This window comes from Kitasatospora sp. NPDC029367 (genome assembly GCF_055569135.1).
On sequence record NZ_JBVHYH010000082.1, the window covers coordinates 13,967 to 31,399 of the forward strand.

General features: G+C 73.0%; 17 protein-coding genes and 3 tRNA genes. 11 read left to right on the forward strand and 9 right to left on the reverse strand.

All coding sequences use genetic code 11. The features are described from left to right. Nucleotides 1–142 precede the first annotated feature (142 nt). Nucleotides 143–664, forward strand: coding sequence for a SigE family RNA polymerase sigma factor (locus ACZ4W5_RS32140; RefSeq protein WP_360242435.1), 522 nt, complete (start codon nucleotides 143–145; stop codon nucleotides 662–664). Beyond that, nucleotides 661–1,713, forward strand: a complete 1,053-nt coding sequence (locus ACZ4W5_RS32145) for a hypothetical protein (RefSeq protein ID WP_465658519.1) — start codon at nucleotides 661–663, stop codon at nucleotides 1,711–1,713. Before ACZ4W5_RS32140 ends, ACZ4W5_RS32145 begins: the two co-directional genes overlap by 4 nt. 53 nt (nucleotides 1,714–1,766) lie before the next feature. On the opposite strand, the gene ACZ4W5_RS32150 is transcribed toward ACZ4W5_RS32145, so the two are convergent. Further along, the gene (locus ACZ4W5_RS32150) at nucleotides 1,767–2,744 is read right to left on the reverse strand and encodes a LysR family transcriptional regulator (RefSeq protein ID WP_360242429.1); all 978 of its coding nucleotides are present in this window, start codon (nucleotides 2,742–2,744) and stop codon (nucleotides 1,767–1,769) included. 495 nt (nucleotides 2,745–3,239) lie between these two features. Between ACZ4W5_RS32150 and ACZ4W5_RS32155 the strand changes: the two genes are divergently transcribed. Both ACZ4W5_RS32155 and ACZ4W5_RS32160 read left to right on the forward strand, forming a co-directional pair. Continuing rightward, the gene (locus ACZ4W5_RS32155; RefSeq protein WP_402487206.1) at nucleotides 3,240–4,160 is read left to right on the forward strand and encodes a zinc-binding dehydrogenase; all 921 of its coding nucleotides are present in this window, start codon (nucleotides 3,240–3,242) and stop codon (nucleotides 4,158–4,160) included. Between the two features lie 15 nt (nucleotides 4,161–4,175). Next, nucleotides 4,176–5,222 (forward strand): alpha/beta hydrolase family protein, encoded by a 1,047-nt coding sequence (locus tag ACZ4W5_RS32160; RefSeq protein WP_465658521.1) that lies wholly within the window; start codon nucleotides 4,176–4,178, stop codon nucleotides 5,220–5,222. 97 nt (nucleotides 5,223–5,319) lie between these two features. On the opposite strand, the gene ACZ4W5_RS32165 is transcribed toward ACZ4W5_RS32160, so the two are convergent. Continuing rightward, nucleotides 5,320–5,832, reverse strand: coding sequence for a DinB family protein (locus ACZ4W5_RS32165; protein ID WP_465658522.1), 513 nt, complete (start codon nucleotides 5,830–5,832; stop codon nucleotides 5,320–5,322). Between the two features lie 209 nt (nucleotides 5,833–6,041). On the opposite strand from ACZ4W5_RS32165, the gene ACZ4W5_RS32170 reads away from it, so the two are divergent. Next, nucleotides 6,042–8,366: a helicase-associated domain-containing protein gene (locus ACZ4W5_RS32170; protein WP_465658523.1), complete on the forward strand. Its 2,325-nt coding sequence runs from the start codon at nucleotides 6,042–6,044 to the stop codon at nucleotides 8,364–8,366. A gap of 94 nt (nucleotides 8,367–8,460) precedes the next feature. On the opposite strand, the gene ACZ4W5_RS32175 is transcribed toward ACZ4W5_RS32170, so the two are convergent. From ACZ4W5_RS32175 to ACZ4W5_RS32185, 3 genes are read right to left on the reverse strand one after another with little or no spacing between them, the layout of a single operon-like run. Next, on the reverse strand, nucleotides 8,461–9,018 hold the full coding sequence (locus ACZ4W5_RS32175; protein ID WP_465658525.1) for a hypothetical protein: 558 nt from the start codon (nucleotides 9,016–9,018) through the stop codon (nucleotides 8,461–8,463). A 23-nt stretch (nucleotides 9,019–9,041) separates the two neighbouring features. Further along, entirely contained in the window at nucleotides 9,042–10,688 is a 1,647-nt protein-coding gene (locus ACZ4W5_RS32180; protein ID WP_465658526.1) for an alpha/beta hydrolase, read from the reverse strand. Next, on the reverse strand, nucleotides 10,685–10,996 hold the full coding sequence (locus ACZ4W5_RS32185; protein ID WP_465658528.1) for a hypothetical protein: 312 nt from the start codon (nucleotides 10,994–10,996) through the stop codon (nucleotides 10,685–10,687). Before ACZ4W5_RS32185 ends, ACZ4W5_RS32180 begins: the two co-directional genes overlap by 4 nt. 543 nt (nucleotides 10,997–11,539) lie before the next feature. Here ACZ4W5_RS32185 and ACZ4W5_RS32190 point away from each other — a divergent pair. Beyond that, nucleotides 11,540–12,295, forward strand: coding sequence for a DUF6928 family protein (locus ACZ4W5_RS32190; RefSeq protein ID WP_465658529.1), 756 nt, complete (start codon nucleotides 11,540–11,542; stop codon nucleotides 12,293–12,295). 142 nt (nucleotides 12,296–12,437) lie between these two features. On the opposite strand, the gene ACZ4W5_RS32195 is transcribed toward ACZ4W5_RS32190, so the two are convergent. The 4 genes from ACZ4W5_RS32195 to ACZ4W5_RS32210 form a co-directional block, all read right to left on the reverse strand. After that, a tRNA-Phe gene (locus ACZ4W5_RS32195) sits at nucleotides 12,438–12,511 on the reverse strand. A 27-nt stretch (nucleotides 12,512–12,538) separates the two neighbouring features. Continuing rightward, nucleotides 12,539–12,612, reverse strand: a tRNA-Asp gene (locus tag ACZ4W5_RS32200). Nucleotides 12,613–12,667: 55 nt separating this feature from the next. Continuing rightward, nucleotides 12,668–12,740, reverse strand: a tRNA-Glu gene (locus tag ACZ4W5_RS32205). Between the two features lie 130 nt (nucleotides 12,741–12,870). Further along, nucleotides 12,871–13,212: a metallopeptidase family protein gene (locus tag ACZ4W5_RS32210; protein WP_360237987.1), complete on the reverse strand. Its 342-nt coding sequence runs from the start codon at nucleotides 13,210–13,212 to the stop codon at nucleotides 12,871–12,873. A gap of 70 nt (nucleotides 13,213–13,282) precedes the next feature. Here ACZ4W5_RS32210 and crcB (ACZ4W5_RS32215) point away from each other — a divergent pair, with 70 nt between their 5' ends. The 5 genes from crcB (ACZ4W5_RS32215) to ACZ4W5_RS32235 form a co-directional block, all read left to right on the forward strand. Next, nucleotides 13,283–13,756, forward strand: a complete 474-nt coding sequence (crcB, locus tag ACZ4W5_RS32215; protein ID WP_465658530.1) for a fluoride efflux transporter CrcB — start codon at nucleotides 13,283–13,285, stop codon at nucleotides 13,754–13,756. Then, nucleotides 13,753–14,157 (forward strand): DUF190 domain-containing protein, encoded by a 405-nt coding sequence (locus ACZ4W5_RS32220; RefSeq protein WP_465658532.1) that lies wholly within the window; start codon nucleotides 13,753–13,755, stop codon nucleotides 14,155–14,157. The genes crcB (ACZ4W5_RS32215) and ACZ4W5_RS32220 overlap by 4 nt, the downstream gene beginning before the upstream one ends. Further along, complete coding sequence (gene crcB, locus ACZ4W5_RS32225; RefSeq protein ID WP_360237829.1) at nucleotides 14,154–14,528, forward strand: fluoride efflux transporter CrcB; 375 nt, start codon at nucleotides 14,154–14,156, stop codon at nucleotides 14,526–14,528. The genes ACZ4W5_RS32220 and crcB (ACZ4W5_RS32225) overlap by 4 nt, the downstream gene beginning before the upstream one ends. Before the next feature lie 187 nt (nucleotides 14,529–14,715). Then, nucleotides 14,716–15,366 (forward strand): hypothetical protein, encoded by a 651-nt coding sequence (locus ACZ4W5_RS32230; RefSeq protein WP_360237831.1) that lies wholly within the window; start codon nucleotides 14,716–14,718, stop codon nucleotides 15,364–15,366. 195 nt (nucleotides 15,367–15,561) lie between these two features. Beyond that, nucleotides 15,562–17,433 (forward strand): DEAD/DEAH box helicase (locus ACZ4W5_RS32235; RefSeq protein ID WP_465658534.1); only part of this gene is annotated, 1,872 nt, incomplete at its 3' end.

Below are 17,433 nucleotides of genomic sequence, written 5' to 3' on the forward strand. Positions count from 1 at the left end.
GCGAACGCCGGGCGCCCCGGTCGCGCGGGCCGCGCGGAACGGGTGGGGTGAGCCGGGCATCGCGAGGGCTGTGCGGAATGCGTGGGGTGAGCCGGGCAACGATCCAGGGCCGTTCCGGACTCTGGAGGGGGAGGAGGTGCTCATGGGAGCCCACGAGACCGCACGGGACGAGGAGTTCCGGGCGTTCACCGGCAGTGCGTGGTCACGGCTGCTGCGGACGGCCTACCTGCTGGCGGGGGACCGGCACGGCGCCGAGGACCTGGTCCAGCAGGCGCTGGAACGGGCCTACGTGCACTGGAACAAGGTCCGGGCGGCCGACGACCCGAACGCCTACGTGCGCCGCATCCTGATCAACGAGCACGCCCGGCGATTCCGGCGCAGACCGGCCGAGTACCTGGTCGAGGCCTTCCCCGACCGGCCCGCCCCGGCCGGCCCCGACCCGGACGACCGGGCCGTGCTGCTCACCGCCCTCGCCGCCCTGCCGCCGCGCCAGCGGGAGGCCGTGGTGCTGCGGTACTGGGAGGACCTCAGCGAGTCCCAGACCGCGGCCGCGATGAACTGCTCGGTCGGCACGGTGAAGAGCCAGGCCGCCCGGGGGCTGGCCAAACTGCGGGAGTCCTCCTCACTCAACGGACTGACCAGCATCGGAGGTAGCAGCAGATGAGCACGGAGTCCATGCCCGGGAACGAGGACGTGGAGGCGGCCGAGGCCGCGGTCTCGTGGGAGCTGGGCGAACTGGCCGAGAGCGTCGAGGCCGGTCCGGTGCCGTACGACCGGCTGCTGGCCGGCGGGCAGCGGCGGCTGAGGCGGCGCCGGCTGCTGACCGGGGCGGCGGTCGCCGGGCTGGTCGTGGCGGTCGGCGGGGCGGGGACGCTGCTCGGCGGTCCGGGCACGGTGTTCGGCGGGTACGGGCGGGGTGCCGGTGGCGCCTCGGTGGCGGCGGTACCGCCGGCGGCGGTCTCCCCGGGGGCTGCGGGGGCGGGTGTTCCGGGGGCGGTCGGTCCGGGGGCTCCGGGGGTGTCGGGTGCGGGGCCGTCGGGGTCGGGGTCGCCGGGGTCGTCGGTGGTCACCCCGACGGCCACCCCGACGGCTTCGGTCTCACCGGTGGCCTCGGCCGGTCCGTCCCGGGCCGTCCGGGACCCGTTCACGCCGGTCCGGGTCAAGGTCGGCGAGGGCACGGCGAAGGGCCACGCCCTGGAGGCCTGGGTCGCCCTGTGGCCGGCCGCCCCCACCGCGGAGGACAGCCTCCGGCAGAGCCGGCTGATCGGGGAGGAGCGGCTCGCCGCCGACCCGCGCCTCCCGCCGCCCCCCCGGCAGGACGTCGGCCCGGCCTGGGACCCGGCCACGGACCGGGCCGACGTCTACCTGGTCGTGGACGGCAAGCGGCAGCCGGGCGACTACGTGGATCCGGTCCCCGCCCCGGGCGGGGTGGAACCGACCGGCACCGACGCCGTCATCGGCGGCGTGATGCTCAACCGCGTGGTCGGGACGGCCGGCAGCCCGGACATGGTGGTCGTCCCGGTCCGGCCCGAGGTCGCCAGGGTCGTGGTCGGCTGGAAGACCGGCGGCTCGGTCGAGGCTGTGCCGGTCGCGGTCGGGGACTCCACGGTCCGCTGGTACGCCGTCGTCCGCAGACCGGGCTCCGCCGACAACACCGTCGTCTCCTACGCCGCGGACGGGTCGGTGCTGCGGACCCAGACCACCTGGTGGTGAACCCGCGCCTCGGCACACCGGCGCCCCGGCACCCTGGCACCGGACCGGAGCACTCATGGCTGGAGCGCGGCCTCGTCGGCGTCCGGGAGCCAGTCCCGGGCCGGGTCGTACTCCAGCCACCGGCTGCGGGCCGCCTCCGCGGTGAACGCCCGTAGTAGGAAGTCCAGTTGGCCGTCCCGGTCGGGGTCCCGGTCGGCCTCGCGGTCGGAGCGCCAGAGCAGCGACCAGGCGTACAGCGGGGTCGGGTCGGCCAGCGGAACGGTCCGCACGCCCGGGCGGTCGGGCAGCGGGCCGTCGGCCGGCACCAGCGAGAAGCAGGTCGGATCGGCGCCTACCTGGTCCAGGAAGTGCTCCAGGCCGAGGTTGGTCGAACCGACCCGGCCGTCGATGCCGAACCGGGTGGCGAAGCGGGTCAGGAAGTCCAGGCGGTCCACGGCGGCCGGGTAGCGCAGCACGCTGCCGCGCAGGTCCGTCGGGGCCAGGGTGTCGCGGCCCGCCAGCGGATGGTCGACGCTCAACAGCGCGTCCACCGGCTCGAGTCGGACCAGGCGGTGCGTCAACCCGGCGTCGGCGCCGTCCGGCAGGGCGTGCACCCGGCCGAACCCGGCATCCGACTCGCCGCGCAGCAACGCCGCCGCCACCGAGGGCAGGTCCCGGCCCGGCACCGGCTCCACCTCCAGCCCCGGCGCCGCGTCCACCGCCTGGGCGAGCGTGCGCATCGGTGCGTAGAGGTGGCCCCACACGTCGATCCGCAGTGGCCGTCCGGCCCCGGCGCCGCGCACCGTCGCCACCGCGCGCTCGCCCTGCGACAGCAGCCGCCGGGCCGGCTCCAGGAACCGTGAACCGGCGGCGGTCAGGGCCGCGCCACGGGCGTCCCGCTCCAGCAGGCGCACGCCGAGGGCGGCCTCCAGGCGGGCCACTCGCTTCGACAGGCCCTGCTGGGTGATGCCCAGGCGGGCGGCGGCGCGGCCGAAGTGGAGTTCTTCGGCGGTTGCGGTGAAGGCTCTTACCTGTGCCAGATCCAGATCCACCTCGGCACCCTAGCGGGGGCCGCTGCGCGGGGCTTTGGTTCGGGGGTGGGCTCTCGGGAGGGTGGGTGGGTCCGGGGGCGGTTCCGGGGGTGGGCGCTCCGGGGGCTGGATGATTTTCAGACCGCCGACCCTCATGGTGGGGGGGCTGGGCGCCGTTGGCGGTCTGAAAATCACCCGTCACGCCCCCTTCCGCACCCACCCCCTCCACCGCCCCCTCCCGCAGCGCGTCCCTCTCGCCTTGGGCGGGTGAGGGGGGAGGGGGGTGGTGGGCGCGCGGGGCGTTGCCCGCGCGCCCATGGGGCAACACCCCGCGCGCCGGTGACGGCTCACCTCCATCGTCCCCTTGCAGCGGCCCTCTTCGTCCGCGCCCCATGGGCAGCGGGCGGTGCCCGTGGGGTGACAACTGGTGGTTGTGGGTGGGGGTGGGGGGTTGTTGGACCGGGTGGGGGTGGGCGGGGTGGGGTGGGGGTCTGCCGAGTGGATGGGAGTGCGGGGATGAAGGCGCTGGTGGCGACGGGGGAGCCGGGGGAGCTGGTGCGGTTCGCGGAGGTGGCGCAGCCGCAGCCGGGGCCGGGGGAGGTGCTGGTGAAGGTGGAGGCGTTCTCGGTGAACCGGGGGGAGACGTTTCAGCTGGAGGCGCCGCAGCCGGGGTGGCGGCCGGGGAAGGATGTTGCGGGGCTGGTGGTGCAGGCTGCGGCCGACGGGTCGGGGCCGGCGGTGTGTCGGCGGGTGGTCGCGCATCCTCCGGCGGGCGGGTGGGCCGAGTACGTGTGTGTGCCGGTGGGGTCGGTGGCCGAGTTGCCGGACAGTCTGGACGCGGTGCGGGCGGCGGCGTTGCCGTTGGCGGGGCTGACCGCGCTGCGGTTGCTGCGGACGGTGGGGGCGGTGGCCGGGCGGCGGGTGCTGATGACCGGGGCTTCCGGTGGGGTCGGGCACTACTTCACCGAGTTGGCCGCCGCGGCCGGGGCCGAGCTGACGGTGGTCACCGCCTCGCCGGAGCGCGGTCGTCGGCTGGCCGAGCTGGGGGCGGCCGAGGTGGTGCACGACCTCGGGGAGGCGCGCGGCCCGTACGACCTGGTGCTGGAGTCGACCGGGGGTGCGAACCTGCCGGTGGCGCTGGCCCGGTTGGCCCGGCGGGGCACCCTGGTCTGGTTCGGGCAGGCCTCGCGGACGCCGGTGACCCTGGACTTCTTCGACTTCTTCAAGGGCCCCGAGTCGGCCACCCTGCGGCACTTCCACTACGCCGACTCCGACGTCCCGTACGGCCCGGACCTGGCCACCCTGGTGCGCCTGGCGGCGGCCGGCCGGCTGACCCCGGAGATCGGCCGGACGGCCCCCTGGGGCGACACCGCGACCACCCTCACCGACCTGCGCGACCGCCGGATCCGCGGCAAGGCCGTGCTCACTCTCGTCTGAACGGAGAATCCCGTCGTGTCCTTCTTCGACACCCCCGGTCTGCTGCCCGCGTACGTGGCGGACGCCCGCCCACGGGCGCACGGAGCCGGTCTCGACCTGTACGAGTACGACCGGGTGACCGCCGGGCTGGCCGCGCTGGAGGAGTGGCCGGAGGCGTTCGGCGCCACCGGCCGCCGGTACGTCGCCGAGGCCGAGCGGGCCGCGGCCGAGGGGCGGACGGTGACCGCCGGCACCGCCTACCGCTGCGCCGCCCGCTGGTTCCACGCGGCCGGGCTGATGCCGCACCCCGACCGGGCCGCCGCCGCGCGGCTCGCCGCCGAGGCGGACGAGGCGATGCGGCGGTCGTTGGCGCTGCTGGAGCCGGGCGCGCGACGGGTCGAGGGCGAGGGCTTCGCGGGCTGGCTGCGCCGGCCGGCGGCGGTCCGGGGCGGGGCCCCGGTGGTGCTGGTGGTGCCGGGCATGGACTCCTCGAAGGAGGAGTTCCACACCCTGGTCGAGGCCCTGCTGGCCCGGGGGGTCGCCGTGCTGGCGATGGACGGGCCCGGCCAGGGGGTGCTGGCGGCCACCAGCGCGCCGGAGCCGGACTACCACCGGGTGGTCGGCCGGGCCCTGGACGCGCTCGCCGACCAGGAAGGCCTGGACCTCGACCGCTCCGCCGTGGTCGGCCTCAGCTTGGGCGGCTACTACGCGGCGCGGGCCGCCGCCCACGAGCCCCGGCTGCGCGCCGCCGCGACGGTCAGCGGACCGTACCGGCTGGACTGGGCGGAGCTGCCCCCGTTCGTCACCGAGACGCTGGTCCAGCGCTGCGGGAGCCCGGAGGCGGCCCGCGCCTTCGCCGACCGGCTGGACCTGACCGCGCTCGCCCCGACGATCACCCTCCCGCTGCTGGTGGTCGAGGGCGGCGAGGACCGCATCCCGGGTGTCACCAACGCCACCGTCCTCGCCGAGCACGCCCCGAACGCCGAACTGCTGCTCGTCCCGCACGGCAACCACCTGCTCGGCACCGCTCTGCCCGACTGGCTCCCGGCCACCGCCGACTGGCTCGCCACCCAGCTGGCCTGACGGCCAACCGCCCTCCCGCGCGGGTGAGTTAGGGAACGCGAGAGGCCCCGGAGAGTGAACTCCCCGGGGCCTCCGCCGGCTTCGGTGTTCGGCCCTGCTACTCGCCGGTGACACCGTCGATCAGCTCGCGGATGATGTCGGCATGCCCGTTGTGCCGGGCCGTTTCCTCGACCATGTGCATCAGCACCCATCGCACGTCGGTCTTGCCATGGCGGAGCGTGTGGGTCTCCTCCAGGTCCGCGAGCGCGGCAATGATCTCGCGGCTGCGGGCACAGGCCTTCAGATACCCGGCCACGATCTGCTCGATCGTGTCGTCCGGGGCGACCTTCGTATCCGCTTCCGGGTCCGCCTCGGTGATGAAGAGCGCCGGCTCGTCCACCTCGGCCACGCACCGGGCGATCCAGTAGTGCTCACACTCGGTGAGATGCTTGACCAGCCCCAGCAGGCTCGTCCCCGAAGGCACCGGCGAGAACCGGGCCTGCTCCTCGGTCAGTCCGTTCAGCTTGGTCAGAAGTGTCGCCCGGTGCCAGTCCAGCCAGGACGCGAGCGACTCGCGCTCGGCAGCGATGTACGGCGGGTCCGTGCGCTCGATCGATATGGCGAAGGTCATGACCGCGAGTCTGTCAGCCGCGGCATACCCGGCGGCCGTCGCACGGCCTGCCCTCGGGCGGGAGGCGGCAACCGTCTGCCGTCCCGCCGGCGGCTCACTACGCTGGGTGTGGTGAAAGCCGAACGAAGCCTCGCGTTTGGCTGGCCGACCGCACTCCTTCGCAGCTGACCGAACTGCTGGAGCAGCGCGAACTTCCCTACGCGGCAAGGGTGGCGAGCCTGACCGATCTGGCCGGCCACCTGCTGACGGACGCCTCCACGGCCCTGGGGCTGAGCGAGATCAGCCTCGGGGACCTTCAACTGCTGGTCGCTGTGGCGACCTTGGCCGAACGGTTGCACGGTCCGCTACCGGCCGTTGCGCCTGCTCATCACCTGTTCATGGGCTACGGCGGCCGTTCTCCACGGCTCGACGCGCCTGCGGTCGACCCCGCTGACCGGTCCGTGACCCGGGACCAGCTCTTCCGATTCCTGCAACTCGACGGCGCGGGTCGGTCCGCGGCTGAGGCCGCGCTGTCCCGGCTGACCGAACGGGCCCTGGTACTGCCCTCGTCCGGAAGCAGGGTCGTCGTTCCGATCCTGGTCCACCGCCAGGCGGGTGAAGGCGGCGGTTACGGTCGGCCCGCCGAACAACTGCTCACCGAGGCCTTCAACGCTCCGGAGATTCACCGCATCGCGCAGGGGCTGGGGCTCGCGAAGGCGCGGACTCGGGACGAGGCGCAGCGGCAGATCGTGGACGTGCTCAGGGACGCGAAGCGCGTGCGCGCCATGGCCGCCGAGGCGCCGCCCGCGGCCTTGGACCTGCTGGACAAACTGGTCCCGGGCCCGCCACTGCTGCGCACGCACTGCTTCGTCTCCCGGTACGGCGGTTTCTACCCGGGTTCCGGAGGCAGGTTCACCTTCCGGGAAGGCGGCTCGGGAGACCCTGGCACGGACTGGCTGGCCGCCCGCGGCCTGGTCCTTCCGGTGGATGAGGACCTGGCGGAACTGCCGCGCGAGGTGGCCGACGCGTTGCGCGACCACGACCGCGCGCCGAGCTACCAGTCTGCCCCGCCCCCGGTCGAGGGAGCGGTGGAGATCCCGGATGGTGCAGTCGAGAGCCAGGCGCAGGCGGCGTTGGCCGAGGCGGCCTCCCGGGTCGAGTCGATGCTCCGTCAGGTGGCCGTGCAGCCGCTCGCTGTGCGCAAGGCGGGCGGAATCGCGGTCCGGGACACCCGTCGGCTGGCGAAGGCGGTCGGCATGCCGGAGGAACAAGCCCGGCTGTGGCTCGACCTGGCGAACAACGCGGACCTGATCACCCCCTGCGCCGAGGAAGCGGAGGCCCCGACGAGAGGACGGGGCCGCGCGCGTCGGCCGGAATCGCAGCCACCTGCTCGGATGCTGCCCACCGAGCGGTACGACGAGTGGCTGGCGGCTCCACCCGCTCAGCGGCTGCTGCCGCTCGTCGCCACCTGGGCGGTGGTGCCCGAGGTGTTCAGCTTTTGGCCGGACGAGAAGGAGACCCCGGTCGCGCTGGTCACGCCGGAGGACGGCGAGGCTGTCGATCTGCGCCATGCCGTGCTGGAGGCTCTGGCCACCCTCCCGGCCGGGCACGGAGTCCCCACCGGCAAGTCCGCTCGTGCTCGGGCGACCGCTCTCGCCGGTCTCAGCGCCACGGCGGCCTGGTTCCGCCCGGCCGCCCTCGCCCAAGGTGCGTGGGAGGCTGAGCGGGTCGAGGCGACCCTGGCGGAGGCGGAGCTGTTCGGGGTCGTCGCCCACGGAGCGCTGACTCCGCTCGGGCACGCCGTGCTCGGGCTCCTGAGGGCGGGTGCACACCGCCACTTCCCCGCCGTTCCGGGCGCCGGGCCGGCGCTGCGGGACCATCCTGCTCTGGACGACGCGGTTCGGCAGCTGTCCACAGCCCTGGACGCGCTGCTGCCCGCGCCACAGACCACCGCCCGGTTCCAGGCGGACCTCACGGCCGTGGTCGCCGGAGCTGCCGCATCGGAGCTGACCGACCTGCTGGCCGCCTGTGCGGACCGGGAGTCGGAGGGGCATGCCGTGGTGTGGCGGATCACCCCTGCGGCGGTCCGCCGGGCGCTGGACTCCGGACTGGACGCCGCCGACCTGCTGGCTCGGCTGGCCGACGTCTCCGAGGGCGGGCGGCCGCTTCCGCAGCCCCTGGAGTACCTGATCAAGGACACCGCAAGGACCCACGGCAGGATGCGAGTGGTGCGCTCCGCCTGCTGCATCCGCTCCGATGACGAGGCACTGGTGTCGGAGCTCGCCGCGGCCCGTGCGCTGTCCAGGCTCGGGCTGCGACGGATCGCGCCGACCGTACTGATCAGCACGGCCGAGCCCGAAGCCACCCTTGCCGCGCTTCGGGCCGCCGGCTACGCCCCCGTGCTGGAGGCGGAGACCGGGACGACGGTCATCGAGAAGGCCCGCCGGGAACGCGGTCCCGTGCGCATGCCGTCACTGTCCGGAGCACGACCTCGCCACGGCAAGGGGCCGAGCACCGCCACTGCGCTGGCGAGCGCGTTGCTGGCCGGCCGTTGACCTCGCATCTGACTCACCAACGGATCAGCGTTCCGAAGGCGGGACCTTGCCTACGGACCCCGATCCAGGGCCGTTGCAGCTGGCGACGGACCGGTCAGGGGGTGGGGGCGGGCGATGCGGACGGCGGCATCAGGCACGGGGTGGTGACGCTCAGGACCATGCGGTCGTTGCCCGCGGTGCTGGCGACATCGACGACGTACCGGCTGCTGGGGTGGCGTGCGCTGACGGTGGAGTCCGGTTCCGCGCCTTGGGTCTCCTGGTATTCGGTGATCTTGAGGCCCTCGCTCGTGAGCCGGTCGCGGACCTTGCGGACGACGTCGTTGTGCTGGGCGTTGGGGACGTTGCTGTGGACGCCGTAGATCAGGATGTAGCGGTCGTCGGGCGCGGTCTCGCCGTTCTTGCCGATGCACGAGGTGAAGACGGGGTCGGCAGGTTCGTCGTTGATCCGGATCCCGGCCGTCTGGGCCAGGTGCTCGGTGAGCTGCTTCGCCCAGTCGAGTGTTTCCTGCCGGGATTTGACGGGCAGGGGATCGTTCTTCCCTGTTCCGGGGCTGGACATACAGGCTCCGAGGGTCGTGGCCATCAGCGCCGTCGCCAGGAGCTGCTTCAGCCGGGTACCAGTGACTGGCGGATGGGTGATCAGGTTGCGCATGGGGGCTCTTTCCGGCCGGCGGTTCAGTGGGGTATCGAACCCCAGATCGGGTCCTCCTTCCATGTGGTGTGGGGCGGCTTCCCGGCGATGATCCTGCCCTGGTTCTTCAGGCTGTCCGAGCCCTCGTCCCAGTAGCCGCCGTGCCCGGACGTGTCGATGTGGATGTTGTTCCCGCCGAATCCCGCGATGTGCGGGCTGGGGCCGAGCGAGAAGCCACCGACCGCGCGGGTGGGGTCGTCGGTGGCCTCGCCGATCCAGAGGTGATCGGGGTTGACGTTCAACTGCTCGGCGGTGAGGACGCCCATGCCCGGGCTGCCGAGAGTGACGATGTCGTCGGCGTCCAGGCCATGGCCTCCTCCGCTGTCGGCGACGCCCACGGCGAAACTGCCGTAGCTGTGCGCGATGTAGCTGAGGTGGGTCCTAGGCTCGCCGTGCGCCACCCTGAGGCCGTTGGAGAAACGGCGCATGTCCTCGGCGCCGTCGAGTCCGCGCATGGGGCTGGACGCCCCTGCGAGGCTCTCCGGGGCGTCGTAGCCGAGGTAGGAGATGACTGAGACGGTTTCGCCGGCCTTGGCGTATTGCTTGCCGTAGCCCTGCAGCTGCCGGATGCGGTCGATCTGGCCCGGCACCCCGTTGATGTCGGTGTTCGTCCCGGGCACGAACACCGAGGTGTGGCTTGCCTTGTCGGGGTTGCCGGTCGCAACGATCGCGCGTCCGTCTCCCCCGTACGCCTCGGGGTCGATCGCGAGGAGGAACAGCTGGTGCTCCTCGTCCTTCGCGTCGGCGTTCTCCTCCAGCTTCTTCTTGATCTCCGTCAGCGCGGCCTTGCGCTTGTCGTACGTGGTCTGGTCGAGGCCGAAGGAGGCGGGCGTTCCGGCTTGGAGGGCGTCGAGCTTCTGGTCGAGGACGAGGCGGTTGGCCTCGTCGCGGGCGCCCGCCGGAATGCCGTCCAGGTTTCCGATCCGGGCCGCGTTCAGGGCGAGGTAGGTCTCCTGCTGGTCGGGTGTGAGGCCCTTCCACCAGTCGGCGTTCTTCTGCGGGTCCTTGCCGTCGGGGATGTACGGATCGGCCAGCCCGAGGTCCTTCATGACGTCGGCGACGTCGGTGCGGGTCTCGGCCATGGCGCCGTTCGCCCGCTGGTCGCCGAGGATGTCGGCACCCAGGTGGCCGAGGGCCTTGTTGCCCTGGTCGCTGGCCGTCTGGGCGTCCTTGATCGCCGTGTCGATCCGCTGCTGGAAGCCGGTCTTGAGATCGGTGAGGCTGCGGCGCGCGGCCTGCGCGTCGGGGTCGTTGTGCTCGCCTGGACCCTCGGGCGGGAGGCCGACAATCCCCTCGGCGGACACAGTCAACTTGGCATCCTGGGCGCGGTGCACGGCGTTGGTCAGGTTGGTCTGCGCCTGGTACATCCGGTCCGCGACCGTGTTCAGGGCCAGCGCGGCGGCCTCCGCCTCGACCCGGACGATGCCGAGCCGCTGCTCGGTCTGGTCCATGAACGGGAAGGCGGCCTCGGCGTCCGCGCCCTTCCACCCCCGGCGCAGCGGGCCGTTCACCTGGTTGCGGTGCCGCGTGGCCGTGGTCTCCATGCTGTGGGCGAGCGCCTTCCACGCCTTCGCGGCGTCGTGCAGTCCGTGCGGGTCGAACGCGACCAACAGTTCGTAGGCACTGCTCACTGCGCGGCCTTCCGCTGGCTCCAAGCGCCTGCGGTTGCCTGCTCGTTGTGTGCGTGGGCGTCGGCGTTGGTCTGCAGGTTGGTGCTGGTGTCGGTGAGTCGCTTCCGGAGCGCGTCAAGCGGCGCGGCCCAGTCGCTGCCGAGCTTTCCGAGCCCTGCGGCAATCGACCAGCCGGTGAGCTGACCGGAGGCGGTAGTGGCCGAAGTCAGCGCGTCGTGAACAGGTTTGGTGACCTCCTCGGCGAGGTTCTTCGCCACCCCTGAGGAGGCGGTGAGCGCCTGCGGATCAACGGTGACCGTGCCGGCCATGGTGATTCCCCCGAATCAGATGATGAGTGTGCACACGGACAAGCCCGACGGTACTTCGTTCGTGTGGAGTTAAGCATCCATGCGGACATTCAGATGATATGAGCACTATGGGGGTGATGTGGTCCGGCGTCAGCCTTCTGCCGCTCATCGCGAGGCCTGCCGCCCTTACCCGGAGGAGGGGAACGGGCGAAGGTACCTGCCTGACCTCGCCCGAGTCGCGGCCCGGGTTGACCGCAAGGAGGAAAGCGGAGAGCCAGACGACCAGGGCGATGGCGGCGAACAGGGTTGACCCCGATAACCGCCGCCCGCGCCGCTGACCTTGCCCCCGCACTTCTTCACCCACGGCCTCGAACTCGACCGCGCCGCCGTCGACGCCAGCCCTGAGCCGCCTCGGGAGGTTTCATAGCCTGGCGCTCCGGCTCATCAGTTCGTCCGGTGGCCCGGTAAGACCCAGGTCTTGCCGGGCACCGCTGTCTTACGCGGTTGGTAGCTTGCGGCCTGCCCCCGGACCGAGGGGTTCGCCGTGTTGGAGAGGAACTGACCGTGGGAGCCAAGACTGGGTTGCTCGTCTATATGGCCCCTGCTTCGTCCGGCCCGCTGCGGCTGCCGGCGGAAGCGGATCCGGAGCGGACGGCGGAGCTGGTCGGCCGCCTCTACCCCGGGTGGGAGGTCACGGAGTCGGCCAGGTGCGAGCTCGGCGACGCGACGTACCCGCCGGACGGGACCGCCTACCTCGGCAGCTTCCCCGGAGTCGACATCGTCTGCGATCAGCACTGGGTGGGTGACCATCCCTCACGGCTGCCGCAGCACCTGATCGATGCGAGCGCGGGACGCCGACTGGTCGTGCACTGGATGCACAGCGTGGTGGACTTCCTGGCCTTCGCGGTCTGGGAGGACGGGCAGCTGGTCCGTTCGCTCAGCCTCTCGCCGGGCAGCGGGGTGATGGAGAACATCGGTGAGCCGCTGCCGTTCGAGGCGCCCTTCTGGGCCGGGGAGCACCCGGTGGATCCGGTGCCGGGATGGCCGGCCAAGGGGCCGTACCCGCTGCCGTTCCATCCTCTCGACCTGGGGGAGGAGGCGCTTCGGTTCTTCTTCGGCTTCGTGCTGGAGGGCATGCCGGAGGCAGAGGACATGGACCCCTACGAGGTGGCTCTCCAAGGCTTCGGTCTCACTGATCCGGACGGGCCGACTCCGGAGGAGAAGAAAGCCGCGATGCGGGCCATCATCAGCCGGATGGGGACACCCCGGATCTTCACGCATGGCCCTGACGGCACCATGGTCGAAGTTGAAGGCTTGTGATCGGCGTCACTCTTCCTCGAACCCCGGGCGGCCCCACCAGGCTGCCCGGGGTTCGCCGCGATTCGGAGCCGTCGGCGTCGAATGGCACGAAAATGCCCCCGAAGCTTTCCGCTTCGAGGGCATCGTGCCTGTTCAGGCTATGTGGCCAGGGCCGGGGTCGAACCGGCGACCTTCCGCTTTTCAGGCGGACGCTCGTACCAACTGAGCTACCTGGCCGTACTGCACCGTCTCTTGCGAGACGAGCGATCCCGACGGGACTTGAACCCGCGACCTCCACCTTGACAGGGTGGCGAGCTAACCAACTGCTCCACGGGACCTTGTGGTGGCGGACCACCAAGGTCTTGAGGCACTGCACTTTACTACGGTACTGCGTGCCCCCAACGGGATTCGAACCCGTGCTACCGCCTTGAAAGGGCGGCGTCCTGGGCCACTAGACGATGAGGGCTTGTGGTCCGTTCGGCTGTTTCCAGCGTTCCCGGGGACGTCGAGAAGCATATGGGATGCGGGGCGGATCGCCAAAACGGGTTTGGGCCGGGTGGGGGTGGGGCGTCCGGAGGGGGCTGCGGCGGCGGGGTTCAGGACCAGCCGAGTTCGTCCAGCTCGTGGTCGTCGAAGCCGAAGTGGTGGGCGACCTCGTGGATGACGGTGGTGCGGACCTCCTCGACCACCTGCTCGTGGGTCTCGCAGTGGCGCAGGGTGGGGCCGCGGTAGATCAGGATGCGGTCGGGCAGGACGCCGGCGTACCACTCGCCGCGCTCGGTGAGCGGGGTGCCCTCGTAGAGGCCGAGGAGTTCCGGGTCGGCCGGGTCGGGTTCCTCCTCGACGAAGACCGCGACGTTGTCCATCATCGCCGCGAGCTTCGGGGGGATCTGGTCGAGGGCGTCGGCGACCAGCGACTCGAACTCTTCCCGGGTCATCTCCACCGGATCATTGTCGGGTCTGGGGTGACGGTGTGCCAGGCGGCGGACAGCGGTGTTTGATGGGCCCGTGACGACCTCGGAGGATGCGGTGGACGATCCCGCGGCGGCGACACCGGCGCTCCCGCGTCCGTCGGTGCTGCGCGGGCAGGGCCCGGCCGTGGCGGTGGTCGCGGCGGGAGGGGCGATCGGGGCGCTGGCGCGGTACGCGGCCGGGCTGGGCTGGGAGACCGGGCCGTCGGCCTTCCCGTGGACGACGCTGCTGGTCAACGTGGTGGGCTGCGCGGTGATCGGGGTGTTCCTGGTGCTGGTCACCGAGGGGCGTCCGGCGCACCCGCTGCTGCGGCCGTTCTTCGGCACCGGGGTGCTGGGCGGGTTCACCACCTTCTCGACGTACGCCGTGGACGTCCGCCGGCTGCTGGAGGCCGGGCGGCTCGGGCCGGGGCTGGCGTACCTGGGGCTGACCCTGGCGGGCGCGCTCGGTGCGGTGTGGGCGGCCGCGGTGCTGACCCGGCGTGTGATCCACCGCGGCGGTGCCCGGTGAGCCGGCTGGGCGGGCCGGCGCTGCGGCTGACCGTCCTGGTCGGGGAGAGCGACACCTGGCACCACCGGCCGCTGTACAGCGAGGTCGTACACCGGGCGCGGGCGGCCGGGCTGGCCGGGGCGAGCGTGTTCCGGGGGATCGAGGGCTTCGGGGCCTCCTCGCTGGTGCACACGGCGCGGCTGCTGTCGCTGAGCGAGGACCTGCCGGTGGCGGTGGTGATCGTGGACGAGGAGGAGCGGGTGCGGGCGTTCCTGCCGCAGCTGGAGGAACTGGTCGCGGAGGGGCTGGTGTTGCTGGACCGCTGCGAGGTGGTCCGGTACGCGGGGCGGGCCGCGGGCCCGGGGGCGGAGGCGGGTCCGGGTGGGGGCGCGGGCCCGGGTGCGGGGGAGTCGGCGGAGTGAACTGGCTGCTGGTGGTGGCGGGCGCGGCGGTCGGCGCCCCGCTGCGGTACCTGACCGACCGGGCGGTGCAGTCCCGGCACGACTCGGTGTTCCCGTGGGGCACCTTCACGGTGAACGTGTTCGGCTGCCTGGTGCTCGGCCTGCTGACCGGGGCGGTGGCGGCCGGCGCGGCCTCCTCGCACGTCCAACTGCTGGTCGGCACGGGCTTCTGCGGGGCGCTGACCACCTACTCGACCTTCTCGTACGAGACGCTGCGGCTGGCCGAGTCCGGCGCGGGGCGGTACGCGGTGGCGAACGTGGCCGGGAGCCTGGCGGCGGGGCTGGGCGCGGTGTACGCGGGGGCGGAGCTGGCCTCGGCGCTCTGGGGCTGAGCGGGCCCCGAGCGGGCTCCGGGTGGGCTCGGGGGGCCTCCGGGTGCTTCCCGGACGGGCTCCCGAGGGGGCGGCCGCCGAGAACCGCGCCACCCACCCGTGTCCCGCCGCGCCCGGCGCGCGTTGGGCACCGAAAGCGGCCGCGCGCCAGTGGGCGGCCCGGGTGGGGCGATGGAGAGGAAGCTCGGTGGCTTCGGTGCGGGCGGCGGGTTCGGGCGCGGTGGTACGGGCGGCGGCGGTGCTGGCGGTGGCCGGGCTGGGCCTGACCGGGTGCATGTCGGTCGGTCCGGGCGCGGAGGAGAAGCACGGCGTGGCGCCGGTCGGGCAGGCCGGTCCGGCGGGCCGGCCGGGGGCGACGGGCGGCCCCTCGGCGCCGGCCGCCAGCGGGCACCCGGGGGGCGCGTCGGGGCGCCCGGAGCACCAGGGGGGCTTGCAGGCCGAGAACGCGCCTGCCGGGGCGACGAGCGCCACGCCGGGTGAGCTCGCGCCCGGCGCGAACGGCGTGGTGGCCGGGGTGGTCCCGGTGCCGGGGGCGGCCGCTCCCGAGGGCGCGCCGGGCGGCAGCGGTACGTCGGGCGGCGCGAACACCAGCCCCGCGCCCCACCCGGGCGGTGCCTCGACCGGCGGCTCGACGGGCACCGGCGGGACCACCGGCACCGGGGAGGGCCGGTCCGGCGGCGGTTCGGCCGCAACCCCGTCGGCCACCCCGAGCGGCCACCCGTCCGGCACCCCGGACCCGGAGCGCACCACGCCGGCCGCGACCGTCCCGCCGGGCCCGCAGCCCTCGACCGGCAGCTCCGGATCTTCGGCCCCGAGCCCTGCCGCGGGTGCGCATTAGCGGCCTGGCCAGGGCATTTGCCTCCGATCCCGAGGTTCCTCTATGGTGGTAGATCGTTCGTTTGATTCATTTGATTGGCGCCCTATTCCCATCTGGCGCCCTTGGCGCGTTCCGGCGATCCGTGGCTGACCGCATAGAGGCGGTTGTGAAACAGAACCCCGGACTTTGGCGCGTGCCACTTCCGGAAGGTTTTGCATGTCTCTCGTTGACGACGCCCGCTTCGCCATGCCCGCGAACGAGGCTGCCGCCGATGTCACCGATGTCACCGACACCACCGAACTGACCGCCGAGGCCGCGGAGCTCGCCGCCGAGGTCACCGAGACCGCCGACGCCGCCGAGACCGTCGAGGAGGCGGCCGAGGACACCGAGCCCGCCGAGCCGACCATCACCTTCGGCGACCTGGGCCTGCACGACGACGTCGTGCGCGCCCTCGCCAAGCGCGGCGTCACCACCCCGTTCCCGATCCAGGCCGCGACCATCCCGGACGCCCTGGCCGGCAAGGACGTGCTGGGCCGCGGCCGCACCGGCTCCGGCAAGACCCTCAGCTTCGGTCTGCCGCTGCTCACCCGTCTGGCCGACGGCGAGCGCACCCGCGCCAAGCACCCGCGCGGCCTGATCCTGGTCCCGACCCGCGAGCTGGCCATGCAGGTCGCCGACGCCCTGGAGCCCTTCGGCTCGGTGCTCGGCCTGCGCCTCAAGGTCGTCTGCGGCGGTACCTCGATGTCGAACCAGATCTACGCGCTGGAGCGCGGCGTCGACGTCCTGGTCGCCACCCCGGGCCGCCTGCGCGACCTGCTGAACCGCGGCTCGGCCAAGCTGGACGACGTCCAGACCGTCGTGCTCGACGAGGCCGACCAGATGGCCGACATGGGCTTCCTGCCCGAGGTCACCGAGATCCTCGACCAGGTGCCGGCCGGCGGCCAGCGCCTGCTGTTCTCCGCCACCCTGGAGAACGAGATCGACACCCTGGTGAAGCGCTACCTCAAGAACCCGGTCACCCACGAGGTCGACCCGTCGGCCGGTGCCGTTACCACCATGACCCACCACATCCTCGTGGTGAAGCCCAAGGACAAGGCGCCGATCACCAACGCGATCGCCGCCCGCAAGGGCCGGACCATCATCTTCGTCCGCACCCAGATGGGCGCCGACCGCGTTGCCGAGCAGCTGATCGAGGCCGGCGTCAAGGCCGACGCGCTGCACGGCGGCATGACCCAGGGCGCCCGTACCCGCGTCCTCGGCGACTTCAAGGACGGCTACGTCAACGTCGTCGTCGCCACCGACGTCGCCGCCCGCGGCATCCACGTCGACGGCATCGACCTGGTCCTCAACGTGGACCCGGCCGGCGACCACAAGGACTACCTGCACCGCTCGGGCCGCACCGCGCGGGCCGGCCGCTCCGGTGCCGTCGTCACCCTGGTGCTGCCGCACCAGCGCCGCGGCGTCTTCCGCCTGATGGAGGACGCGGGCGTCGACGCCAGCCGCCACATCCTGGACCACGCCTTCGACGCCGAGGTCGCCAAGATCACCGGCGCCCGTTCGCTGACCGAGGTCCAGGCCGAGAGCGCCGCCAACATCGCCGGTGCCGCCGAGCGCGAGCTCGCCGACATGACCCGCCAGCTGGAGCGCGCGCAGCGCCGCGCCACCGAGCTGCGCGAGGAGGCCGACCGCCTGGCCGCCCGTGCGGCGCGCGAGCGGGCCGAGCTGGGCATCGAGGACGAGGCCCCGGCCGCGTCCGCCGAGGCCGGCGAGGAGGCCGCCCCGGCCGCTGCCGAGGCTCCGGCCGCCGCGCCGCAGGTCGAGGAGCGCACCCCGGCGTACCGCGAGGCGCGCAGCGAGCGTCCGGCCTTCGGCCGTGACCGTGACCGCGATGACCGTGGTGGCCGTTCCGGTGGCTTCGGTGACCGCGAGCGCTCGGGTGGCTTCAACCGTGACCGTGACGACCGTGGTGGCCGTTCGGGTGGCTTCAACCGTGACCGCGATGACCGTGGTGGCCGTTCCGGTGGCTTCGGTGACCGCGAGCGCTCGGGTGGCTTCAACCGTGACCGTGACGACCGTGGTGGCCGCTCG

Coding starts and splice junctions, on each gene's coding strand:
- ACZ4W5_RS32140 (WP_360242435.1), top strand. CDS start 143: ATGGGAGCCCACGAGACCGCACGGGACGAGGAGTTCCGGGCGTTCACC.
- ACZ4W5_RS32210 (WP_360237987.1), bottom strand. CDS start 13,212: ATGACCCGGGAAGAGTTCGAGTCGCTGGTCGCCGACGCCCTCGACCAG.
- ACZ4W5_RS32185 (WP_465658528.1), bottom strand. CDS start 10,996: ATGGCCGGCACGGTCACCGTTGATCCGCAGGCGCTCACCGCCTCCTCA.
- ACZ4W5_RS32165 (WP_465658522.1), bottom strand. CDS start 5,832: ATGACCTTCGCCATATCGATCGAGCGCACGGACCCGCCGTACATCGCT.
- ACZ4W5_RS32155 (WP_402487206.1), top strand. CDS start 3,240: ATGAAGGCGCTGGTGGCGACGGGGGAGCCGGGGGAGCTGGTGCGGTTC.
- ACZ4W5_RS32175 (WP_465658525.1), bottom strand. CDS start 9,018: ATGCGCAACCTGATCACCCATCCGCCAGTCACTGGTACCCGGCTGAAG.
- ACZ4W5_RS32145 (WP_465658519.1), top strand. CDS start 661: ATGAGCACGGAGTCCATGCCCGGGAACGAGGACGTGGAGGCGGCCGAG.